Annotated in this window: 19 protein-coding genes; 8 read left to right on the top strand and 11 right to left on the bottom strand. The window is 29.2% G+C overall.

Annotation, left to right across the window (positions count from 1 at the left end; all coding sequences use genetic code 11):
* The first annotated feature begins 33 nt into the window (after positions 1-33).
* The 5 genes from cysS to BTO07_RS04785 all read left to right on the top strand — a co-directional run bounded on the left by cysS (position 34) and on the right by BTO07_RS04785 (position 6,986).
* Positions 34-1,512, top strand: a complete 1,479-nt coding sequence (gene cysS / locus BTO07_RS04805; protein WP_087520149.1) for a cysteine--tRNA ligase — start codon at positions 34-36, stop codon at positions 1,510-1,512.
* Positions 1,513-1,601: 89 nt separating this feature from the next.
* Positions 1,602-1,835 (top strand): membrane protein insertion efficiency factor YidD, encoded by a 234-nt coding sequence (yidD, locus tag BTO07_RS04800; protein WP_087520148.1) that lies wholly within the window; start codon positions 1,602-1,604, stop codon positions 1,833-1,835.
* A gap of 94 nt (positions 1,836-1,929) precedes the next feature.
* On the top strand, positions 1,930-2,775 hold the full coding sequence (gene lgt / locus BTO07_RS04795; protein WP_087520147.1) for a prolipoprotein diacylglyceryl transferase: 846 nt from the start codon (positions 1,930-1,932) through the stop codon (positions 2,773-2,775).
* Between the two features lie 83 nt (positions 2,776-2,858).
* Complete coding sequence (locus BTO07_RS04790) at positions 2,859-6,635, top strand: T9SS type A sorting domain-containing protein (protein ID WP_087520146.1); 3,777 nt, start codon at positions 2,859-2,861, stop codon at positions 6,633-6,635.
* Between the two features lie 39 nt (positions 6,636-6,674).
* A complete protein-coding gene (locus BTO07_RS04785; protein ID WP_087520145.1) occupies positions 6,675-6,986 on the top strand; it encodes a DUF6787 family protein in 312 nt (103 codons plus the stop codon).
* Here BTO07_RS04785 and BTO07_RS04780 read toward each other — a convergent pair.
* On the bottom strand, positions 6,983-7,249 hold the full coding sequence (locus BTO07_RS04780; RefSeq protein ID WP_087520144.1) for a hypothetical protein: 267 nt from the start codon (positions 7,247-7,249) through the stop codon (positions 6,983-6,985). The genes BTO07_RS04785 and BTO07_RS04780 overlap by 4 nt on opposite strands.
* 98 nt (positions 7,250-7,347) lie before the next feature.
* On the opposite strand from BTO07_RS04780, the gene BTO07_RS04775 reads away from it, so the two are divergent.
* On the top strand, positions 7,348-7,974 hold the full coding sequence (locus tag BTO07_RS04775; RefSeq protein WP_087520143.1) for an NUDIX hydrolase: 627 nt from the start codon (positions 7,348-7,350) through the stop codon (positions 7,972-7,974).
* Between the two features lie 57 nt (positions 7,975-8,031).
* Positions 8,032-8,850, top strand: coding sequence for a lysophospholipid acyltransferase family protein (locus BTO07_RS04770; protein WP_087520142.1), 819 nt, complete (start codon positions 8,032-8,034; stop codon positions 8,848-8,850).
* Positions 8,851-9,054: 204 nt separating this feature from the next.
* Here BTO07_RS04770 and BTO07_RS04765 read toward each other — a convergent pair whose 3' ends face one another.
* From BTO07_RS04765 to BTO07_RS04755, 3 genes are all read right to left on the bottom strand, one after another.
* The gene (locus tag BTO07_RS04765; RefSeq protein WP_157663283.1) at positions 9,055-9,588 is read right to left on the bottom strand and encodes a hypothetical protein; all 534 of its coding nucleotides are present in this window, start codon (positions 9,586-9,588) and stop codon (positions 9,055-9,057) included.
* A 228-nt stretch (positions 9,589-9,816) separates the two neighbouring features.
* The gene (locus BTO07_RS04760; protein WP_087520140.1) at positions 9,817-10,326 is read right to left on the bottom strand and encodes a DUF3124 domain-containing protein; all 510 of its coding nucleotides are present in this window, start codon (positions 10,324-10,326) and stop codon (positions 9,817-9,819) included.
* A 97-nt stretch (positions 10,327-10,423) separates the two neighbouring features.
* Positions 10,424-11,182 (bottom strand): LytR/AlgR family response regulator transcription factor, encoded by a 759-nt coding sequence (locus BTO07_RS04755; protein WP_087520139.1) that lies wholly within the window; start codon positions 11,180-11,182, stop codon positions 10,424-10,426.
* Between the two features lie 163 nt (positions 11,183-11,345).
* Here BTO07_RS04755 and BTO07_RS04750 point away from each other — a divergent pair, with 163 nt between their 5' ends.
* The gene (locus BTO07_RS04750) at positions 11,346-11,708 is read left to right on the top strand and encodes a MotA/TolQ/ExbB proton channel family protein (protein WP_087520138.1); all 363 of its coding nucleotides are present in this window, start codon (positions 11,346-11,348) and stop codon (positions 11,706-11,708) included.
* A gap of 94 nt (positions 11,709-11,802) precedes the next feature.
* Here BTO07_RS04750 and BTO07_RS04745 read toward each other — a convergent pair whose 3' ends face one another.
* The 7 genes from BTO07_RS04745 to BTO07_RS04715 all read right to left on the bottom strand — a co-directional run bounded on the left by BTO07_RS04745 (position 11,803) and on the right by BTO07_RS04715 (position 19,921).
* The gene (locus tag BTO07_RS04745) at positions 11,803-14,004 is read right to left on the bottom strand and encodes a M1 family metallopeptidase (protein WP_087520137.1); all 2,202 of its coding nucleotides are present in this window, start codon (positions 14,002-14,004) and stop codon (positions 11,803-11,805) included.
* A gap of 155 nt (positions 14,005-14,159) precedes the next feature.
* Entirely contained in the window at positions 14,160-16,283 is a 2,124-nt protein-coding gene (locus BTO07_RS04740) for a M1 family metallopeptidase (RefSeq protein ID WP_087520136.1), read from the bottom strand.
* 61 nt (positions 16,284-16,344) lie between these two features.
* The gene (locus BTO07_RS04735; RefSeq protein ID WP_087520135.1) at positions 16,345-16,842 is read right to left on the bottom strand and encodes a DUF6702 family protein; all 498 of its coding nucleotides are present in this window, start codon (positions 16,840-16,842) and stop codon (positions 16,345-16,347) included.
* Positions 16,843-16,871: 29 nt separating this feature from the next.
* On the bottom strand, positions 16,872-17,666 hold the full coding sequence (locus BTO07_RS04730) for a hypothetical protein (protein ID WP_087520134.1): 795 nt from the start codon (positions 17,664-17,666) through the stop codon (positions 16,872-16,874).
* Between the two features lie 3 nt (positions 17,667-17,669).
* Positions 17,670-18,476, bottom strand: a complete 807-nt coding sequence (locus BTO07_RS04725; protein WP_087520133.1) for a carboxypeptidase-like regulatory domain-containing protein — start codon at positions 18,474-18,476, stop codon at positions 17,670-17,672.
* A gap of 9 nt (positions 18,477-18,485) precedes the next feature.
* On the bottom strand, positions 18,486-19,268 hold the full coding sequence (locus BTO07_RS04720) for a hypothetical protein (protein ID WP_087520132.1): 783 nt from the start codon (positions 19,266-19,268) through the stop codon (positions 18,486-18,488).
* A 116-nt stretch (positions 19,269-19,384) separates the two neighbouring features.
* Complete coding sequence (locus BTO07_RS04715; protein ID WP_087520131.1) at positions 19,385-19,921, bottom strand: lipocalin family protein; 537 nt, start codon at positions 19,919-19,921, stop codon at positions 19,385-19,387.
* Between the last annotated feature and the right edge of the window lie 35 nt (positions 19,922-19,956).

Below are 19,956 nucleotides of genomic sequence, written 5' to 3'. Positions count from 1 at the left end.
TATCTTTATCGGCTGTAAATAGTAATTTTTTTAATGGAACTCTACAAAGAAAATCAACTTAAAGTATATAACTCTTTAACCAAAACTAAAGAGGATTTTAAAACCATAACAGACGGATACGTAGGTATGTACGTTTGTGGTCCCACAGTTTATAGCAACGCACATTTAGGTAATGTTAGAACCTTTATGTTCTTCGATGTTGTGTATAGATACCTATTACATTTAGGCTATAAAGTGCGTTATGTGCGTAATATTACAGATGCTGGTCATTTAGAAAACGATGCAGATGAAGGTGAAGACCGAATTGCGAAGAAAGCACGTATCGAAAAAATTGAGCCAATGGAAGTTGTACAGCGTTACACTGTAGACTTTCATGATGTATTAAAAAACTACAACTTTTTACCACCAAGTATAGAGCCAACTGCAACAGGTCATATTGTTGAGCAGATAGAAATGATTAAAGAAATCATGGATAAAGGTTTTGCTTATGAAGTAAATGGTTCTGTATATTTTGATGTTTTAGAATACAATAAAAAAGAAAATTACGGAATCCTTTCTGGAAGAAAAGTGGAAGATTTAATTCACAATACCAGAACTTTAGACGGACAATCAGATAAGAAAAACCCACAAGATTTTGCACTTTGGAAAAAAGCAGACGAGCGTCATATTATGCGTTGGCCTTCACCTTGGAGTGATGGTTTTCCTGGTTGGCATTTAGAATGTTCTGTAATGAGTACAAAATATTTAGGCGAAAGTTTTGATATTCATGGAGGTGGAATGGATTTAAAATTCCCTCATCACGAATGTGAAATTGCACAATCTAAAACGTGTAGTGGTAAAACGCCCGTTAATTATTGGATGCACACAAATATGCTGTTGTTAAATAGCCAGAAAATGGCAAAATCTACAGGAAATTTTATTTTACCAAATGAAATTTTAAGTGGAGAAAACGACCTTTTACCAAAAGCATTTTCTGCAAGTGTAGTTCGTTTCTTTAATTTGCAAGCCAATTATAGAAGCATCTTAGATTTTTCTGGAGACGCTTTAGAAGCATCAGAAAAAGGACATTCTAAACTGATGGAAGCTGTTAATTTTATTCCTAAAATTGAAGCAGGAAAAACATCTACGTTTGATGTTCAAAAATGGAAAAAAGCATGTTATTCAGCAATGAATGACGATTTTAATACACCTATTTTAATTGCAAATTTATTTGATGCTGTTAAAGTTATCAACCTAATAAAAGAGCAAAAAGCAAGTTTAACTTCGGATGATTTAGAAGAACTTAAAACAACTATAAATGCCTTTGTATTTGATGTTTTAGGATTGATGAATGAAAATTCTCAAGACAATTCAGAAAAAATAAATGGAGTCGTAGAATTGTTAATCAAATTAAGAAAAGAGGCAAGAGAAAATAAAGATTGGGCATTGTCAGATCAAATTAGAGACGAGTTAATTGCATTAGGAATTCAATTAAAAGACGGTAAAGAAGGCACCACTTTTTTAATAAATTAATTATAAATTACGAGTCTGTCAGTTCGAGTGATTTCGATTTTTTATTGAAATTGTATCGAGAACTTTTAGAAATAAATAGGGTTTAGTTTTTGAAAAAAATACTTTCATTTCCATTCATATTGTTGGTACGCTTTTATCAAACCGCAATTTCACCATTTACACCATCAACTTGTAGATACAGTCCTACGTGTTCACATTATACTATAGAGGCGTTACAAAAACATGGTTTATTTAAAGGAGGTTGGTTAGCGTTAAAAAGAATATTTAGTTGCCATCCTTGGGGTGGAAGTGGTTATGATCCAGTGCCAGATAAGAAAGAATAAAAATTGTCACCTCGAGCGCAGTCGAGAGGTTTTTTAAAATTACGTTTTAATAATTAGGTCTCGACTGCGCTTGACCAGACATATAAAGAAGTATATGAGTTTTTTAGCAATAGAGTGGAATCCTTCAATAGGGATTGATTTAGGTTTTTTTGTGATTCGTTGGTACAGTTTAATGTTCGTTGCAGCATTTTTATTGGGCTTAAGATTGATGAAAAAAATCTATATAGAAGATAAAATTCCAGAAGAAAAACTAGATATTTTATTTATGTATGTTTTTGTTTCTATGCTTGTAGGTATGCGTTTAGGAGATGTATTTTTCTATAGCTGGTCTTATTATCAAAATCATTTATTAGAAATATTTTTACCAATAAAAGAAAGTGCAAACGATTCTTTATTCGGAATAATAAAAGGATGGAAATTTACAGGTTTTACTGGTTTTGCAAGTCATGGAGCAGCAATAGGAATCCCGATTGCATTGTACTTTTATTCAAAAAAACACTTACAAAAACCTTGGTTGTTTATTTTAGATAGATTGGCAATTATGGTTGCTTTAGCAGGATTTTTTATCCGTTTTGGAAACTTTTTCAATTCAGAAATTTATGGAAAAGAAACTGGTTCTAATTTTGGAGTAATCTTTAAAGCTGCAGGAGAAACAACAGCAAGACATCCAACGCAATTATATGAAGCTTTTAGTTATTTAGCCTTGTTTTTTGTAATGTGGCACTTGTATTGGAAAACAAATAAAAAGAAGCAAACTGGTTACCTTTTTGGGTTATTTATGGTGGTTTTATGGTCTTTACGTTTCATCATAGAATTTTTAAAAGAACCACAAGTAGAAATTAGGGGAGAAGAATGGCTTTTTAGTCCTTTAAATACAGGGCAAGTTTTAAGCATTCCTTTAGTTTTAATTGGTATTTGGTTAATGTTTAGAAAAAAATAAGATTTTTAAAAGTTTTTTTTCTCTAAACCCCCTTATATTTATCATCTAATTTATTTTAAATCTCACTAAAAATATAATTAGCTATGACAAAAAAAAATATTGCTATATTTTTATTTTTTTCTTTAATACAAGTGTCTTATAATGCACAAAGTTTAGCGTATTCTGGTACAAACTCTTTTGATATTTCTACTTCTACACATATTGGAGCATACGGAATTCCTAGACAAGAGGCTAGTCCTACCGGTATGATTTATGGTGATGCTGGTAAAAAGTTATTTCTTGTTGGTACGGGGGGAGATTATGTTTTGCAATATTCATTAAGCACAGATTATGATGTATCAACTAAAGGAGCCATTCAAAGTTACTTTAGGGTGAACCCAAGTGAAAGTAATCCTGAAGATGTTTTTTTTAATAGTACTGGTACAAAAATGTATATTTTAGGTGGAGCAGGAGATGATGTTACAGAATTTGTGCTAAATACACCATGGGATCTTTTTAGTATAGACATAACTTTAGATACACCAGTTGTATTTAATGCCGAAGCAGCTATAGATACTTACTTAAGCCCAACAACTAGTCATGGAGACAATTTAACGGGTTTTAGGTTTAATAATGATGGTTCTAAATTATTTATTTTAGATAGAAGTGCAGATCATGTTTTTGAGTTTAGCCTAGATACAAATTACGATATTAGTACTGCCGGAAGTGTAGATGCAGATATTGATGTTGTAGGATTAGAAAATAATGGTAGAGCAATAGAATTTAATAATGATGGCACAAAACTATACATAATGGGTGCTGCAGGAGATGATGTAAATACTTATAATTTAGCAACTGGTTATTCTCTATCATCGGTTACAGTTATTACATCAACATCAATTTCACTACCTGAAACTGTTCCTAATGCATTATTAATTAATAATGACGGTACAAAATTCTATATTGCAGGTAATACTGATGAAGAAATAAAAGAATACACATTAAGTACACCTTATGATTTTGCACTTTCAACATTTACAGTAACACCAGATGATACCTATATATTTACTACAATTGAAAGAACTCCACATGGTATGGTTTTTAATAATGATGGTACAAAACTATTTGTTATAGGTTCCTCTTCAGACACAGTACTAGAAATTCACCTTTCTGTACCTTATGATATTGGTACAGGTTCTTTAGAAAGTGTTTTATCCATTGCTTCTGAAGAAGCAGCACCTTTAGGATTAGCTTTTAACGGTGATGGTTCAACTTTATTTATAGTTGGTAATGATGATGATGGAATTAATCAATATGCACTTTCCACTAATTTCGACTTATCTTCTACGGTAACAAAATCTGGTCCTTTTTCCGTTAATATTACTGAAACAAATAACGAAAATAGTCCAAGAGATATGGTTTTTAATGATGATGGATCTAAACTATTTTTACTGGGAAATAGAAGAGATAGAGTTTTTCAATTTTCATTATCTACTAATTATGATTTATCAACACTTGCAGCCGACTATGATGGAAATTATAATATAACTTCTATAGATAACTCCCCGCAAGGAATTGCTTTTAATAGTGATGGAAGTAAGTTTTATATAGCTGGTAATACAGGAGATACTATTTACGAATTTACTTTAGAAAATAATTTTGATGTAACTACAGGTACAATATCAAATACAAATTCTTTTTCTATAGCTACAGAAGAAATCACAGTTACAGATATTCTTTTAAATGATGATGGTTCAAGATTTTATATCTCTGGTAGTGCTGGTGATGATATGAATCAATATTATATGAAATCATTATTACCAGAAACACCAAATGATGGTACTATAGATGATACTACAAATCCTGTTTTAATAACATTAACAGGAGATACTTTTTTCGCTAGTTCAGGTACATTTTCAGATTCTGAGGTTACTATTGGTAATGTACCAGAAGGACTAACAGTAGTTTTAACTCTTAACTCAAATACAGAAGCCCAATTAAGTTTTATAGGAAAAGCAAATAGTCATATAAATAGTGATGAGGCTGCAGCAAATTTAGAATTTACATTTACAGATTTAGCTTTTACAGTTAATGATGCCGAAGATGTATTATATGCAGTTGCACATACAGATGTTCTTAGTTTTGACTTTATAGAATGTGCAGATAATGAAATTGTATATAACGGAAGTTGGTCTGGTGGAAATAATTCTGGTGTGCCCGATGACAGTGCTACAGATTTACTTTTAGGAATAAGAGTACAAGGCGATATAACAATTACATCAGATACAAACTGTGATTGTTTAAATGTAGAAAACGGTCAAACTTTAACAATTGTAGATGGAGTAAACTTAACAGTTACAAATGCTCTAGAGTTAGGTGGAGATTTACGTTTGTTAGGCTCTGCACAACTATTACAAACACATACTGGAGTTAAAAATGCATCTGGGACAGGTAATTTGTATAAAGACGTAAAAGGTACTTTATCAAACGTTTATCAAAGTGGTTATTGGACATCTCCTGTTACTACCGATGGTTTAACATATAATTTATTTGGTGTTTTAAAAGATGGGTCAACTGCATTAACAGCATCTAATACGCCTTTAGATATTACTTTTACAGGAGGTTTTGATGGTGATGATTCGACTTCTCCAGTTACTTTAAGTAGAAAATGGTTAGCTAAACTGACAAACTCAGGAGATTGGTCAAGAGATATGACAGAAACTTCAACGCTAAACCCTACAGAAGGTTTTAATAAAAAAAGCACAGGAAATGCTTCTGGACAAAATTATACTTTTGTTGGTAGGCCAAATGATGGTGAATATACAACTGATATATCTGCTGGAAATTATAGTTTGTTAGGAAACCCTTACCCTTCACCAATTGATATAGATGTTTTTACAACTGAAAATTCCACTGCCATAAATGGAACTATATATTTTTATGAAGCAGGTAATGAAATAGATCATTCTAGAGGTACCTATTTAGGTGGTTATGCAACCCGTTTTATGTCTGCCGGTAATTCAGCTACTTCAATAGATGCAGCTTTAATTGGTCTTAATAAAGTTCCAGGGCAATATGTTGGTGTTGGTCAAGGTTTTTTTGTAGAAGCTTCTGCTACTGGTGGTGCAATTACATTTAATAATAATACTCAAAGAGATTTTAATACACCAAATGTTTTCTTTAGTAAAAACCAGAAAAAGAAAAAATCATCAGACTTTCCAATTATAAGATTAGGTTTCGAGTTTTTATATAATGGAAAAATTTACCATAGACCAATTTCAGTTGGTTTTAGAGATTTTATAAGTTCTTCTAGTGAATATAAAGGAGCAGAAATGTGGGATTATAACCCAACCGATATGGCTTTAAAATTAGAAGAGAATGACTTACCCTATGTTATTACTATGGTTGAAAAATTCAACTCTAATTTGGTGATTCCATTAAAGGTTAAAAGTGATGTAAATAGAAATGTTACATTTAATATTGATGAAATTAATAGTTTAGATACAAACGTTTATATATATGATAAAATTACTAAAATCTATCATAATATCACTTCTAACAAAGCAATAATTAATCTTGATTCAGGTGAGTATAATGATCGTTTCTTTATCACTTTTAATGAAACTGTATTAGGGTTAGATAATGAAGAGTTAAATGAGTTTTCAATTCTAAATAAAAATAATAAATTATTAATTTCATCTAAATATTTAATAGATGAGGTTTTTATTTATAATTTATTAGGTCAAAATGTTATAACCATAAATAATTCTTTAAAAGAATCAAAGATGAAAATAAATACTACTAATTTAAAGAAAGGTATTTATGTTGTAAAGGTTAAAAGCTTAAAAGGTAGTTTTACTCAAAAAATTATTATCAACTAAATTTTCTTTATTGGTTTCCTAATTGTAGTTTTGCCAAATATGGAGAAATTAAAACAACGTTGGGGAGTAAAAAGTAATTGGTCAATTTTGGCAATATTATTAGTTTTTTCTATAAATGGTTCTTTTGCCACTTTAGTTGCAAAACCAATTACCGCTTATTTAGGAATATCACCAGAAACAACAAGTGCATGGGTGTATTGGCCATTAAGAATTTTATTAATTTTTCCGATTTATCAAGCTACGCTTCCAATTGTTGGTTGGTTTTTTGGTCAGTTTAAATTCTTTTGGGCTTTCGAAAAAAAGTTTTTAAGTAGATTAGGTTTAGGTTTTTTATTTAAAAAAGAAGCTTAAATTTCTATAATTTCTTCCGTTTTTTCTTTGTTTACAACGTACGTATAAATCCACATTATTGTAAATGTTGGTATTACATCTAAAGGTAGAATTTCTTCTACAAAACTGATAATACCCGCTATTTTACCTTCTTTTCCTTTATACATTCTTGTCATTAAATATGCAGAAAGAGGTGCCCACGCAAAATCTAAAAAAGGAATTGGTATAAATCCAAAAGCATCTAAAACAATGCTTAAAGCTAATTTTTTGTATTTTTTATTCATGTAGTGTTTTAATTATACTAAATTAATCAAAATTCTTGCCAAATAATATTTATTTAAATCTGAAATTGATAATTTTGTTTCATCTAAAAAGATTCTGAGTGGATTTTAATAACTTCAAAAAAAAAATAGAACAACTAAAAACTACTGAATTAGGTGGTTTAGATGCACAATTTAAATTAGCTCCTAAATTGCGTTTAAAATACGACGCAGATAAAATAAGAGCAAATAACCCAAGAAGAGCTGCTGTATTGGCTTTGTTTTATTCGAATGAATATAATAAAACTTGTTTCCTTTTAACGCAAAGAGCGAGCTATAAAGGAACGCATTCTGCACAAATAAGTTTTCCTGGAGGAAAGATTGAGGAAACAGATGAAAATCTTCAGAAAACAGCATTAAGAGAAACTTTTGAAGAAGTTGGTATTATAGAATCATCAATTAACGTAATTAGAGAATTAACAGATGTTTACATACCTCCAAGTAATTTTTTAGCAACGCCGTTTATTGGTTTTGTTGATCAAAAACCAGATTTTGACTTAAATTACGAAGTAGATAAAACAATTGAGGTTTTAGTAAGTGATTTATTGAATGATACAAATATAACTTCAGTAAATATGAATACTTCATATATGGGAAATATAGAAGTACCTTGCTTTAAATTAAATGATTACATTGTTTGGGGAGCCACAGCAATGATGCTTTCTGAAATTAAAGAACTGTTAAAATAGTATCTTTATTAATTGTTTTTGTAAGTTTGTTATCAACTCACTAAAAATTAAAAGAGAATGCCTTTATTTAAAAGGAATATATTTGGTCAGATTTTATTTATAAAAAAAATAATCATAAGAATTTTCGGGCTTATTTCTCACGGGAGATATCGTAAATTTAATAACTTACAAATTGAAGGATCCGAAATTTTAAGAAACTTACCAGATAGAAATGTGTTGTTTATTTCTAATCATCAAACTTATTTTGCTGATGTAGCTGCTATGTTTCATGTTTTTAATGCGTCTTTAAAAGGTAGAGATGATAATATTAAAAATGTAGGTTATATTTGGAATCCTAAATTAAACATTTACTTTGTTGCAGCAGGAGAAACCATGCGTTCTGGTATTTTACCAAAACTAATGGCTTATGGTGGTTCTGTTTCTATTGATAGAACATGGAGAAGTGCTGGTAAAAATGTAAACAGACAAGTTAAAAATTCTGATATTTCTAATATTGGTAAAGCAATAAAAGATGGTTGGGTAATTACGTTTCCACAAGGTACAACAACTCCTTTTAAGCCAATTAGAAGAGGTACAGCTCATATTATTAAAACCTATAAGCCAATTGTAGTGCCAATTGTAATAGATGGTTTTAGACGTTCTTTTGATAAAAAAGGATTGAGTATTAAAAAACGAAATGTGTTGCAATCTATGGTTATTAAAGAACCGTTAGAAATAGATTATGAAAACGAAGAAATTGCAGATATCATTACTAAGATAGAGTATTCTATAGAACAACATAAATCGTTCTTAAAAGTACTTTCACCTAAAGAAGCGGAAGAATATCTTAAAGAAGAAGAAGTGCTAAACAAGAAAAGAGAATTTTGGACTTCTTAATCTTAAAAGCATAATTATTTTATATAAAAAAGTCTCGAAGAAATTTCGAGGCTTTTTTTTGATTCGCTAACGTTTTTGTGTATAAAAAGTTGCGATTTTTATGAACGGCTATTTTCCGCAGGAAAATAGGAGTGAGTAAAAAAGCAACAACTTTGATTAAGCTAAAATTAAGCAATTTTTTTTACACGGTGTTAGCATATGTATTTATTCAATTTTTTGATATTCTTCTCCGTTTTCGAAAATCAGATTATTAATGTTTAATTCACGAATCGGTTCAAAGTTTTGTCCTGCCATTCCAATAAAAAGAATTCCAAACTTTTCTTTATAATAAACTAATTCAGGGACTGGTTGACAAGAAGTTATTGTTTCCCAATCATCATTAAAAGACTTTTCCTCAAGAGAATAATATCCTTTTCCATTATCAAATTCATAAGTTGTTTCTGAATAATAATTTGCTTTTTTTCTTTTTCCGTCTGCTAATTCAAATATAATTCCATTTTCAACTATAACTGTAGTCTTTTTGTTATTACTAAAACTTACATTTAATGTATCGTTCAAAATTCCTCCTTTTCTTTTTCCAAGATACTTCCACTTTCCAGTCAATCTTTCTCCAATATTTTTCAACGTGTCAGAATGTTTAATCTGAAGTTTTGAATCAATTTTTATTTCACCAAAATCTTGTGAATAAGTTTGGGTAAAAAACAATGTAAATAATATTATCAAAAGTTTGTTTCTCATATGTATGCTAACTTAAACATGTTTAAACAATGTTTTGATGTTTTATATAGTAGTTAGCGAAGTTAGTTTTTTGAGTCAAAAAAACTACAGTAAATACAACTGTTTTTCATTAAAATAAAATCAAAAATGTGTTCGTTTTTACTAATGTTTTCAAACAAAAAAACCGAAACTATTAAGTTTCGGTTTGTAATAAAAAATCTAAGAATGTTGTGGGTTTAATTAAACCCTTTATTTTACTCTTTTACCATGTGTTGTAAAAGACAACCCTTGTTGGCTCATTGTAGAGCTCATTATAGCTTCAAATAATGGTTCAGAAGTGTTTTTTGGTACTTTCCATTCAAAAATGAAGTTAGAGCCTGTTCCTCCTGTAAGATCCATTTCATCTATTATAATTTCAATAGTTTCTAAAGGAGCTAAATAAATTGGGTAATTAAAGTATTTTCTAATCGATTTTCCATGAGTGTCATAATACTCAGCTTTTAAAAGATAGATACTATCTAAATCGCTAGTATTTCTTAAACTAACCATTGCAGTTAAACTTTGTTTTTTATGTTCTGAATAACTATAAATTTCTGAATAAATAGAAAGATATGTTTTTCCGTATTCTAGAGAATCTTTAGAAGTTAAATTAATTTTTCTTTTCGACCAATTCTCTTCATTTATAGAACTAATTTCTTTTTTCTTTTCACAATTGAAAAACAGAAAAACGATTAGTATTGAGATGTATTTTAGTTTCATATAGTGTGTTTAATGTATTATAATGGTAGTTAGCGAAGTTAGTTTTTTTGAATTAAAAAATCAAGAAGAGTAACACCAGTTTTTTATTAAAATTAGCTTATAATAAATGCTTAATATCTTGTCTGTAACTTCTGCCAATTGGTAAATCCTTATCATTAATTGTTATATAATTACTAGCATAGGAAAAGATGTTTTCTTTGTTGACAATAAATGAGCGATGTATTCTTATAAAAGAATGTGGTAAACGTTTTTGTATTTTACTGATACGTTCTTTACTCTGATATTCTTTTTTAGTTGTGTGAATTATAATGTAATCACTTAAACTTTCAATGTACAGTATTGTATCAAATTGTATGTTAACTTTCTTTCTATTACTAATAACTTCAAGTAAAACTTTACTCTCATTTTTTTGTTTTTCATCATAAATATCAATCTTTTGATTGGCTAAAGAAAGGTGTTTAAACAAAATAAAGGTACTTGTTGCAAATACAAATAAATATAGAACAACAAATAATAGAATTGTATCAGAAGCATTTGGCGCTACTTTATGAAAATCAAAGTGGCCAAGTAAAATAAAAGAGAAAACAATTAAGTATGATTCTAGCAAAAGAGAAATAGCTACCGTTAAGCAACTATATAATAAAAATTTAAAATATTGATGAGTTATTAAATAACGTGGTACCAAATAAAAATTAAATAAATATACAACACTAATTACTATAGGTGTTAAAATGGCTACATAAGTGAATGCTGCAAATATATTACCCCAAGAATGCCCAAAGACCAAAGAGATAGATATCAGCACAACTCCCCAAAATGCTAAATGATATTTTATTTTTTTTAACTTCAGAACCATTTTTTTTATAAATTTATATCATTTTTGTGCTAAAATAATCATTTTTAAGAATGTCTACTATAAACACAAGGATACAGCAGCTTAACAACAGTTTTCGACATTGTAGAATTGACTGTATTTTTCTTTATTTGTTTCATTATTAATCATTTAAAAACATATTATTATGAAAGAATTATTTGTGTCAGGTGGAGCGTTATTTATGTCAATATTATCAATATTTCTATTGATTATTATTGTGGGAATCATTTTTTCAATGATCTCGAAGTCTGAAGAAAAACTTATTGAAAGACTTCATCAAATTAAGTATGTGGGAATACTAGCGCTTACATTTGGTATTTTAGGGCAAGTTATTGGTCTTCATCAAGCATTCTCTTATTTAGGTGAGGTTGGAAGTGTTAAGCCACAAATTATGTATAATGGACTTAAAGTTTCTACAATTACAACTATTTATGGAATGATTATTTTTATTATTTCTTTACTACCACTCATTTTGATAAAGAGGAAATCTACATTGAAAAGCAATTAAAAAACAATAGTAGCAACTACTGTTTTAAACAAATAAAAGCCTCACAAATTAAATTTGTGAGGCTTTTTGTAAAATAAGAATTCTTAAAAAAAGTTTATTCTTTTACTTTATTTTTAAAAGTATCAAATTTATTAGATTCTTTCTTTGGCCAACTGTTGTTAGAAGTATCTACATCTGCAGTTTCAAAATCTGGATCTACTTTTATACTTGTTATTTCTTGTGTTGAAGCAAATACTCTTTTTACGGTAGTATCATCTTTCATCCAAATTTGAGCAGGAAAAGTTTGTTTTTCTTTAGTTCCATCAGCATACGTTAACTCAACGATTAATGGCATAATTAAACCTCCTGGTTTTTCAAATTCAACAGAATAAATAAATGAAGGTACTTCTTTACCATCTGCATAAGTATCCATAGCATTAGAGTTTGCATCTTCTTTTTTATCAGTGATATAAACTAAGTCTCCTAAACCATCAAAATATTGCTTGTATTTCTCTTTTAATTTAGCAACTCTTTCACCAGGTTTATCAGTTAAATATAATGGTTTAACTTCTTTAATACCAATATCATTAACATCAGTTGTATAGAACCAACCTCTCCAAAACCAATCTAAATCCATACCAGAAGCATCTTCCATAGATCTAAAGAAATCTGCTGGTGTTGGGTGCTTAAACATCCATCTTTTAGAATAACTTCTAAACGCGTGGTCAAATAATTCTGGTCCCATAATAGTTTGTCTTAAAATGTACAAACCAGCAGCTGGTTTTGCATACGCATTAGAACCAAACTGTTTTACATAATCTCCTTGAGACATTATAGGAGAGATGTTACTTTGATCTCCACCCATATATCTTGTGATTTTTTTTGCAGGATTTTGATCAAATAACTCTTTATCATATTTGAATTCTGCTAAAATTTCAACAAATGAATTTAAACCTTCATCCATCCAAGTCCATTGTCTTTCATCAGAATTTACAATCATAGGAAAAAAGTTATGACCAACCTCATGTATAATTACACCAAGCATTCCTTTTTTAGTTCTATCAGAATACGTTCCATCAGGATTTGGACGACCAAAGTTGAAACAAATCATTGGGTATTCCATTCCTTGGCTTTTTGCGTGTACAGAAATTGCTTTTGGATACGGATAATCGAACGTTAATTTAGAATATTCAATAAGTGTTGTTGCAACAGCTCTTGTAGAATGCTCTTCCCATAAAGGATTTCCTTCTTTTGGATATAAAGAAACTGCCATTACACTTTTACCATTTATATTGGTAGCCATTGCATCCCAAATATATTTTCTAGAAGAAGCAAAAGCAAAATCTCTAACTCTTTTTGCTTTAAATTGCCACGTTTTTGTATTTGTAGCACGTCCTTTTTCAGCTTTTTCAGCTTCAGCTTGTGTTACAATTAATACAGGATTGTCAAAAGTTTTTCTAGCTTTTTCCCAACGTTTGCGTTGTGTTTTAGTCAACACCTTTTTTTCGTTTTGTAAAACACCAGTTGCGTCTACAATATGATCTGAAGGTACTGTTAAGTTTACTTCATAATCTCCAAATTCTAGAGCGAATTCACTTCGTCCCCAAAATTGCATATTTTGCCATCCTTCAACGTTATTATATACTGCCAATCTTGGAAAAAATTGAGCAATTACGTAATTGTTATTTCCATCAGGAAATTTTTCATAACCAGAACGTCCTCCATCTTCTATATAGTTGTTTACTTTATAATTCCATTTTATTCTGAATTTAAAAGTTTCTCCAGAAGCAAGTGGTTTTGGTAAATCAATACGCATCATGGTACTGTTTACAAAGTGAGATAAAGGTATACCTTCACTTTCTACTTTTTCTATATTAAAACCAAAGCCATTACTTTCTTTCATAAAAGAAGTTTTAAACTTTTTAGGAGAAAGATAAGTAGAAACTCTAGAAGACTTCGTTAAAGGAGTTTTAGAATCATCTGCTCTCATGTTTTGGTCTAACTGAACCCATAAATAATCTAATTGGTCTTTAGAATTATTGTGATACGTAATTTTTTCATCACCATAGATATGATTTTTATTTTCGTCTAAACGAATGTCCATTACATAATCTACTTTCTGCTGAGTATACTGACTTCCAGGAGCACCAGATGCAGCATGTTGATCGTTAGGAGTAGCCAAAACATCTTTTAGTTGTCTAAATTTGTTTTGATCTATGTGACCTTGTTGTATTTTATTCTCCTCTTTTTTTTCTTGTGCAATAGTACCTGCAACAACAAAGAATAGTGAAAAAAGTAATAAAGAGATTTTTTTCATTTTTTTATTTGAATTAATTGGGAGCGAAGCTATGAATATCGTCGCAGAAAAGTTAAAAATGGTTAAAACTTTAACAAATCTTTATAAAATATTAACTTTAGATGATAAAAAAAGCGACATTATTAAATGTCGCTTCTATATTTTTTTGAGAGATTTTAACTCTTCATTTTACTTTTAAATTTTTCAAATTTATTCTCACTTTCTTTAGGCCAGCTATTATTAGATGTATCTACATCTGCTGTTTCTTCATAAGGATCTATAGTAATCTTAGAAAGTTCTTTAGTTGTAGAAAAAACTTTTGTTACTTCTTTGTCATTATATCTCCAAATTTGTGCAGGATACACTTTTCTTTCACTTGTACCATCTTTATAACTAAATTGAACAATAATTGGCATTACCAATCCACCAGGTTTATTGTATGTAATTTCATAGTGATATTTTGAATCTGCATCTTTATCAGAACCAAAACCTAATCCTGTTGTTTTATCTTCAATAAAGCTAACGTTAATTCCGTTAGACCTTGTGTGGTATTTTTTTACACTTTTAATACCAATATCATTAACATCAGTTGTATAAAACCAACCTCTCCAAAACCAGTCTAAATCTACACCAGAAGCATCTTCCATTGTTCTAAAGAAATCTGCAGGAGTTGGGTGTTTAAACATCCATCTTTGAGAATATGTTCTAAAAGCATGATCAAATAATTCTTTGCCCATAATAGTTTCTCTTAAAATCCATAATGCTGTTGCGGGTTTACCATATGCATTGTTTCCAAATTCATATACATTATCTCCTTTCGTCATAATTGGCGCAATTCTAGATTGATCTCCGCTCATATATTTTACAATATTTTTAGGATATCCTCTTGTTACAGGAAAGTTTTCATCATATGCTAATTCTGCTAACATTTCTACATAAGAATTTAAACCTTCATCCATCCAAGTCCATTGTCTTTCATCAGAATTTACAATCATTGGAAAAAAGTTATGACCAACTTCATGAATCGTTACTTTTATCATTCTATATTTTACTCTATTAGAATAGGTTCCATCTGCATCTGGTCTTCCAGGATTGAAACAAATCTGTGGATATTCCATTCCCATTTGTCCATCAACAGAAATTGCTTTGTGGTAAGGATAATCAAACGTGTATTTAGAATATGTTTTTAAAGTTTGTGCAACTGCTCTTGTAGAATGTTCACCATATAAAGGATTTGCTTCTTTAGAATATAAAGAATATGCCATTACAGTTTTACCATTGATGTCTACTGCCATTGCATCCCAAATAAACTTTCTAGAAGTTGCAAATGCGTAATCTCTCACGTTTTTAGCAACAAATTTCCAAGTTTTAGTTTCTTTAGATTTTCTTTTTTCAATTTTTGTAGCTTCTTTTTGAGAACGAATTACAACAGGGTTGTCAAACGTTTTTCTTGCTTTTGCTAATCTATTTAATTCAGTTTCTGTTAGTACTTCTGTTTCGTTTTGTAAAACTCCAGTTGCACCTAACATATGGTCTTTTGGTGTTGTAATATTTACAGTATAATCTCCAAATTCTAAAGCAAATTCACTTCTTCCCCAAAATTGGTCGTTTTGCCAACCTTCTACATTATCATACACACATAATCTTGGAAAAAATTGAGCAATTACATAATTATTATTGTCATTCTCTGTAAAATGTTCAAAACCAGATCTTCCTCCAATTGTTCTGTGATTATTGATGTTATACCACCATTTAATTTTAAATGAAAACGTTTCACCAGAAGCCAAAGGTTTTGGTAAATCGATACGCATCATTGTTTGGTTTACTGTGTGAGATAGTTTACTCCCGTCATTATTTGTTACGCTTGTGATATTAAAACCACCATCAAAAGGCTTCTCAGGAAAGCTACGTTCAAATCTTTTTAGACCAATTACTTTCGGAATTTTGTTTGGTTGAATATCTGGAGTTTTAGAGTCTGCTGCACGCATGTTTTGATCTAATTGTACCCACAAATAAGTTAACTCATCTTTAGAGTTATTATGATAAAGAATCGTCTCGTTACCAGTTATTTTTTGGTTTTCGTCATCTAAAATGATGTCCATTATATAATCTACCTTTTGTTGCGTATAATTTACACCAGGAGCACCAGAAGCAGTTCTTTGACTATTAGGAGTTGCTAGTTCATCTTTAAGTTGTTTAAACTTATTTTGGTTTGTATGACTTTGTTTTGTCTTTTCTTGAGCAAGTGCGGATGCTCCAATAAAAAAAACGGTTAATAAGTGTAAAGTAATTTTCTTCATTTGTGCCTGGTTTTTATTTGTGCACAAATTAAGGATAAGTGAGTAAAAAAGTTAAAAATTGTTAAAATTTTAACAAACCTTTATCGTTTTTAGCAGTTAATAGAATACTTTTATGCTTTTTCCCTACTTTAGATTTGATTAAGTTTTTCTGCTCCGGAAAATGCTTTGTTAAAATTTTATTTTCAATTTCGATGCTATTTACTTCTTTTATGTTTTCTATTTCTAAATAAAAATAAACAAGATCTCCATCATATTCTTTTCCTATATAATTGAATTCCTTAGAAATATCATCAATTTTAAAATGTAGTTTCTCTTTTAAATACTTTATAAAATAAACATCATTGTCTTTTAATTCCTTTTTTGTGTGAAGTCTTAAATCGATATTATAATCTTTATTTAAAGCAACTTCTATATCATTCATAAAAACATTAATTGTTATTTGAACGGATTTTTTTTCGCTTCTATATTCAATTTGAGTAAGACTCAAATAATACTTGTGAGCAGAGAAGGAGAGTAGTGGGATAATAAAAAGAATTAAATTAGCTTTTTTAATTTTCATGTTGATATTAAAACAATTATTGCGCCAAATTACTCTTTTTTTATGATTTTTAAATAGGGCACACTTTCTTTCTGAAAGATTTTTATCAGTTCTAAAATTTTATTTTTTTTATGAAGATCTTCTATACCCAAAGGATTGCAGTATTCTAAAAAGTGAAAATAGTTGTCTTTAGGAATCTTTAATTCTTCAAAGAAAAATTGTTCACCAAGTTCTGTTAGTATTTTATTTGGAACCGCTTTTTTACGGTTTAACTCTTTACGTAATATACTTTCATGATCTTTAAAAGGTATTGTAGCACTTGCTCCTGCGCCACCAAAGGAATTTGGAACCGTATTTACAATTGGTGGTTTCGATTTATCTATTTCATCAATTTGTAAGTCTTTTTTCTTAAAATCAACATTAGAAAAATCCATTACATTTCTTAATAATGAGTCTTTTACATCTGTTGGTACGGCATTCACATCTACACCCAATCTACCCATTAAATGATTTCTCTTTAATTCAAACTCCTCTAAAACATACGTGTTTGGTATTAGTTTGATTTTTAGTGATTTGTTTTCGATATTTTTTTTAGAAATAGTTATTTTTCTTGTAATATGTTGAATGGATGAAATTTGTATAGCATCTCCTATAGAAACAAAAATGCCAAAATTACCATTGTCAGATGAAAACGTACCTTGGTTTGTTTTTAAGTTGATAATATTTGCATTCTTAACAATGCCTAAAGAATCTACAATTTGTCCAGTAATCAGCGTTCCTTTTTCTTGTGATAAAGAAATACATGTAAAAAGCAATAAAAAGAGTTGAAGTAGTTTTTTTGCCATAAATTACTTTGTTTTTATGATTTTTAAATATCCTGTACTTTCTTTTTTTAAGACTGTTATGAGTTCTAAAATTCTATTTTCTCTATAAAGTTTCTCAAGAGTGAAAGGATTACAATATTCAATAAAATGAGAGTAATTTTCAACGGGAATTTTTAATGTTTTAAAAAAGTAATCTTCACCTAATTCAGCTAATATTTTTTTGGGTATAGCTTCTCTATCTATTAATTTTTTAAGCAATTCTTTTTCTTTTTTTTCCTTTTTAGTGCCAAATAAAAATCCAAACCCCATTTTTAGACCTTCATAAGAGTTAGAAACTGTGTTTACAACACGAGCTTCAGATCGATCATTTTCATCTATTCGATAATCTTTTTGTGTAAAATCTACGTTAGAAAAATCCATTACAATTCCTAATAACGAATCTTTTTTATTTGTTGGTACAGCGTTAACATCTACACCTAATATACCACTTAAATGATTTCTTTTTAATTCAAACTCCTCTAAAACATACGTGTTTTGTTTTAGTTTTATTTTTACTGATTCGTTTTCGAGATTCTTTCTAGAAATAGTTATTTTTCTAGTAATGTGTTGAATGGATGAGATTTGTAAAGAATCTCCAACAGAAACAAAAATTTCAAAATTACCATTGTCAGATGAAAACGTACCTTGGTTTGTTTTTAAGTTGATAATATTTGCATTTTTAACAATGCCTAAAGAATCTACAATTTGTCCAGTAACCAGCGTTCCTTTTTCTTGTGATAAAGAAATACATGTAAAAAGCAATAAAAAGAGTTGGAGTAGTTTTTTTGCCATTCAGTCCTTTTAATGGTTAGATAAAAATGAGTCTTCGTCTATTATTTTTTTAGGGTATAGTTTACTTTCTTTAATTAATAATTTTGTCAGTTTAAGCACATCATCACTCTTAAAAATACGGATTATATTTTTATCAATACAATCATTTAAAAACTGATTAATGTATTCTTTTTTAATTTTTAAGTCTGTTACAAAAAAGTCGTCTGTAAATCTTTTTCTAATTTTTTCTAGCTGCACATCTTCAGCAGACATTTTTTTTAGTTGTTTCTCTCTTTTATTATTACCGTTAAGACTATTTATTAAATTATCTAAACTAACTAAGCCTCCAGCTCTAAACTTAACTAAAGATTTATCTTTTTCTACAGTTGTGTTTGCGTAAGATAAATTCAATTTTTTTGCATTTACAGTAGGTCCTTTATAGGTAGTTGTTTCTGGATCTTGATAAAAAATACTTTGTTTTTTTTCTAATACAAAACCGCTTAAAGTAACGGTGTCTTCATCTAAATTAATTATAAAACCTTTACCAGAGAGTAATTCTTCGGTAATAACAATAAGTTTGTCTTGTAGTGTTAGGTGTGATACAAACAAGCGATCACCAACTTTTACAGGAATTTCAAAAACGCCATTATCATTGGTAATTGTTCCAATTTTGGTATTCTGATTTATAATATGCACATCAACAACACCAATACTATCTAAAACAGCTTTTCCTATAGTAACAATTCTTTTTTCTTGAGCATTAAGAGAAACGAAAGTTATAAGAAAGGTTAATAAAACAAGTAGTTTTTTCATCAATACAAAGAAAACAGAAGTGCTTCTTAAAAATGTATTAAGAGAATTATAAACTTGTGTTAAATAAAAAAAGCATCACGTTTTAGTGATGGTTTTTTTAAGTTATTATATGCTTTTTATTTTTCTAAAGTTAAAAATATTTCACCAGAAATATCTGCATTTATTCCGCTAATATTTTGAGACTCATCTATAGCAATTTTTAATTTTAGCTTTGATCCTGTAAATTCAACAATTTCTGCAGTATTACTTTGTCCGCTTGAATCTGATATTGTAATTGAATTACCATCAAGACTCCATATTCCAGAGTCAAAACCTTCAATTGAGTTTAATTCAATTTCTTGATCAATATCTTGTTGACCAGGTATACTACTAGTTGTAGTTGTTACAGATGTGTAGCTTCCAGTTGCAGCAACAATATTTGGGTTTTCAGCAAAAGTATAAATAAAATCAAAATCTTTTCCATAACCACTACTATTTGATGTTATCGTAACCCCGTTAATTGTAAAAGAAGAAGCTAATTCCATAGTTTGTTCTGTAGCATTCCATGTACCAATTAAATCAGCATTTGTAATATTAATGTCTAGATTGTCATTTGATTCACATGCTGTTAAAAAAGTAATAACAGTAAGTAATAATAAAATTTTCTTTTTCATAATTTTCATTTTTTTTTTCAAAAGTACATTTAATA

Source organism: Polaribacter sp. SA4-12, from assembly GCF_002163675.1.
GTDB lineage: Bacteria > Bacteroidota > Bacteroidia > Flavobacteriales > Flavobacteriaceae > Polaribacter.
Note: the sequence above shows the minus strand (reverse complement) of the source record. Positions and strands in the feature narration are given on the sequence as shown.

Excerpts from the sequence above, each read along its gene's own strand:
- BTO07_RS04790 (WP_087520146.1), top strand. The coding sequence starts at position 2,859 with ATGACAAAAAAAAATATTGCTATATTTTTATTTTTTTCTTTAATACAA.
- BTO07_RS04755 (WP_087520139.1), bottom strand. The coding sequence starts at position 11,182 with ATGGTTCTGAAGTTAAAAAAAATAAAATATCATTTAGCATTTTGGGGA.
- BTO07_RS04735 (WP_087520135.1), bottom strand. The coding sequence starts at position 16,842 with ATGAAAATTAAAAAAGCTAATTTAATTCTTTTTATTATCCCACTACTC.
- cysS (WP_087520149.1), top strand. The coding sequence starts at position 34 with ATGGAACTCTACAAAGAAAATCAACTTAAAGTATATAACTCTTTAACC.
- BTO07_RS04740 (WP_087520136.1), bottom strand. The coding sequence starts at position 16,283 with ATGAAGAAAATTACTTTACACTTATTAACCGTTTTTTTTATTGGAGCA.
- BTO07_RS04770 (WP_087520142.1), top strand. The coding sequence starts at position 8,032 with ATGCCTTTATTTAAAAGGAATATATTTGGTCAGATTTTATTTATAAAA.
- BTO07_RS04765 (WP_157663283.1), bottom strand. The coding sequence starts at position 9,588 with ATGAGAAACAAACTTTTGATAATATTATTTACATTGTTTTTTACCCAA.
- BTO07_RS04785 (WP_087520145.1), top strand. The coding sequence starts at position 6,675 with ATGGAGAAATTAAAACAACGTTGGGGAGTAAAAAGTAATTGGTCAATT.
- BTO07_RS04780 (WP_087520144.1), bottom strand. The coding sequence starts at position 7,249 with ATGAATAAAAAATACAAAAAATTAGCTTTAAGCATTGTTTTAGATGCT.
- BTO07_RS04760 (WP_087520140.1), bottom strand. The coding sequence starts at position 10,326 with ATGAAACTAAAATACATCTCAATACTAATCGTTTTTCTGTTTTTCAAT.
- BTO07_RS04725 (WP_087520133.1), bottom strand. The coding sequence starts at position 18,476 with ATGGCAAAAAAACTACTCCAACTCTTTTTATTGCTTTTTACATGTATT.
- BTO07_RS04730 (WP_087520134.1), bottom strand. The coding sequence starts at position 17,666 with ATGGCAAAAAAACTACTTCAACTCTTTTTATTGCTTTTTACATGTATT.
- BTO07_RS04715 (WP_087520131.1), bottom strand. The coding sequence starts at position 19,921 with ATGAAAAAGAAAATTTTATTATTACTTACTGTTATTACTTTTTTAACA.
- BTO07_RS04720 (WP_087520132.1), bottom strand. The coding sequence starts at position 19,268 with ATGAAAAAACTACTTGTTTTATTAACCTTTCTTATAACTTTCGTTTCT.
- BTO07_RS04750 (WP_087520138.1), top strand. The coding sequence starts at position 11,346 with ATGAAAGAATTATTTGTGTCAGGTGGAGCGTTATTTATGTCAATATTA.
- BTO07_RS04745 (WP_087520137.1), bottom strand. The coding sequence starts at position 14,004 with ATGAAAAAAATCTCTTTATTACTTTTTTCACTATTCTTTGTTGTTGCA.
- lgt (WP_087520147.1), top strand. The coding sequence starts at position 1,930 with ATGAGTTTTTTAGCAATAGAGTGGAATCCTTCAATAGGGATTGATTTA.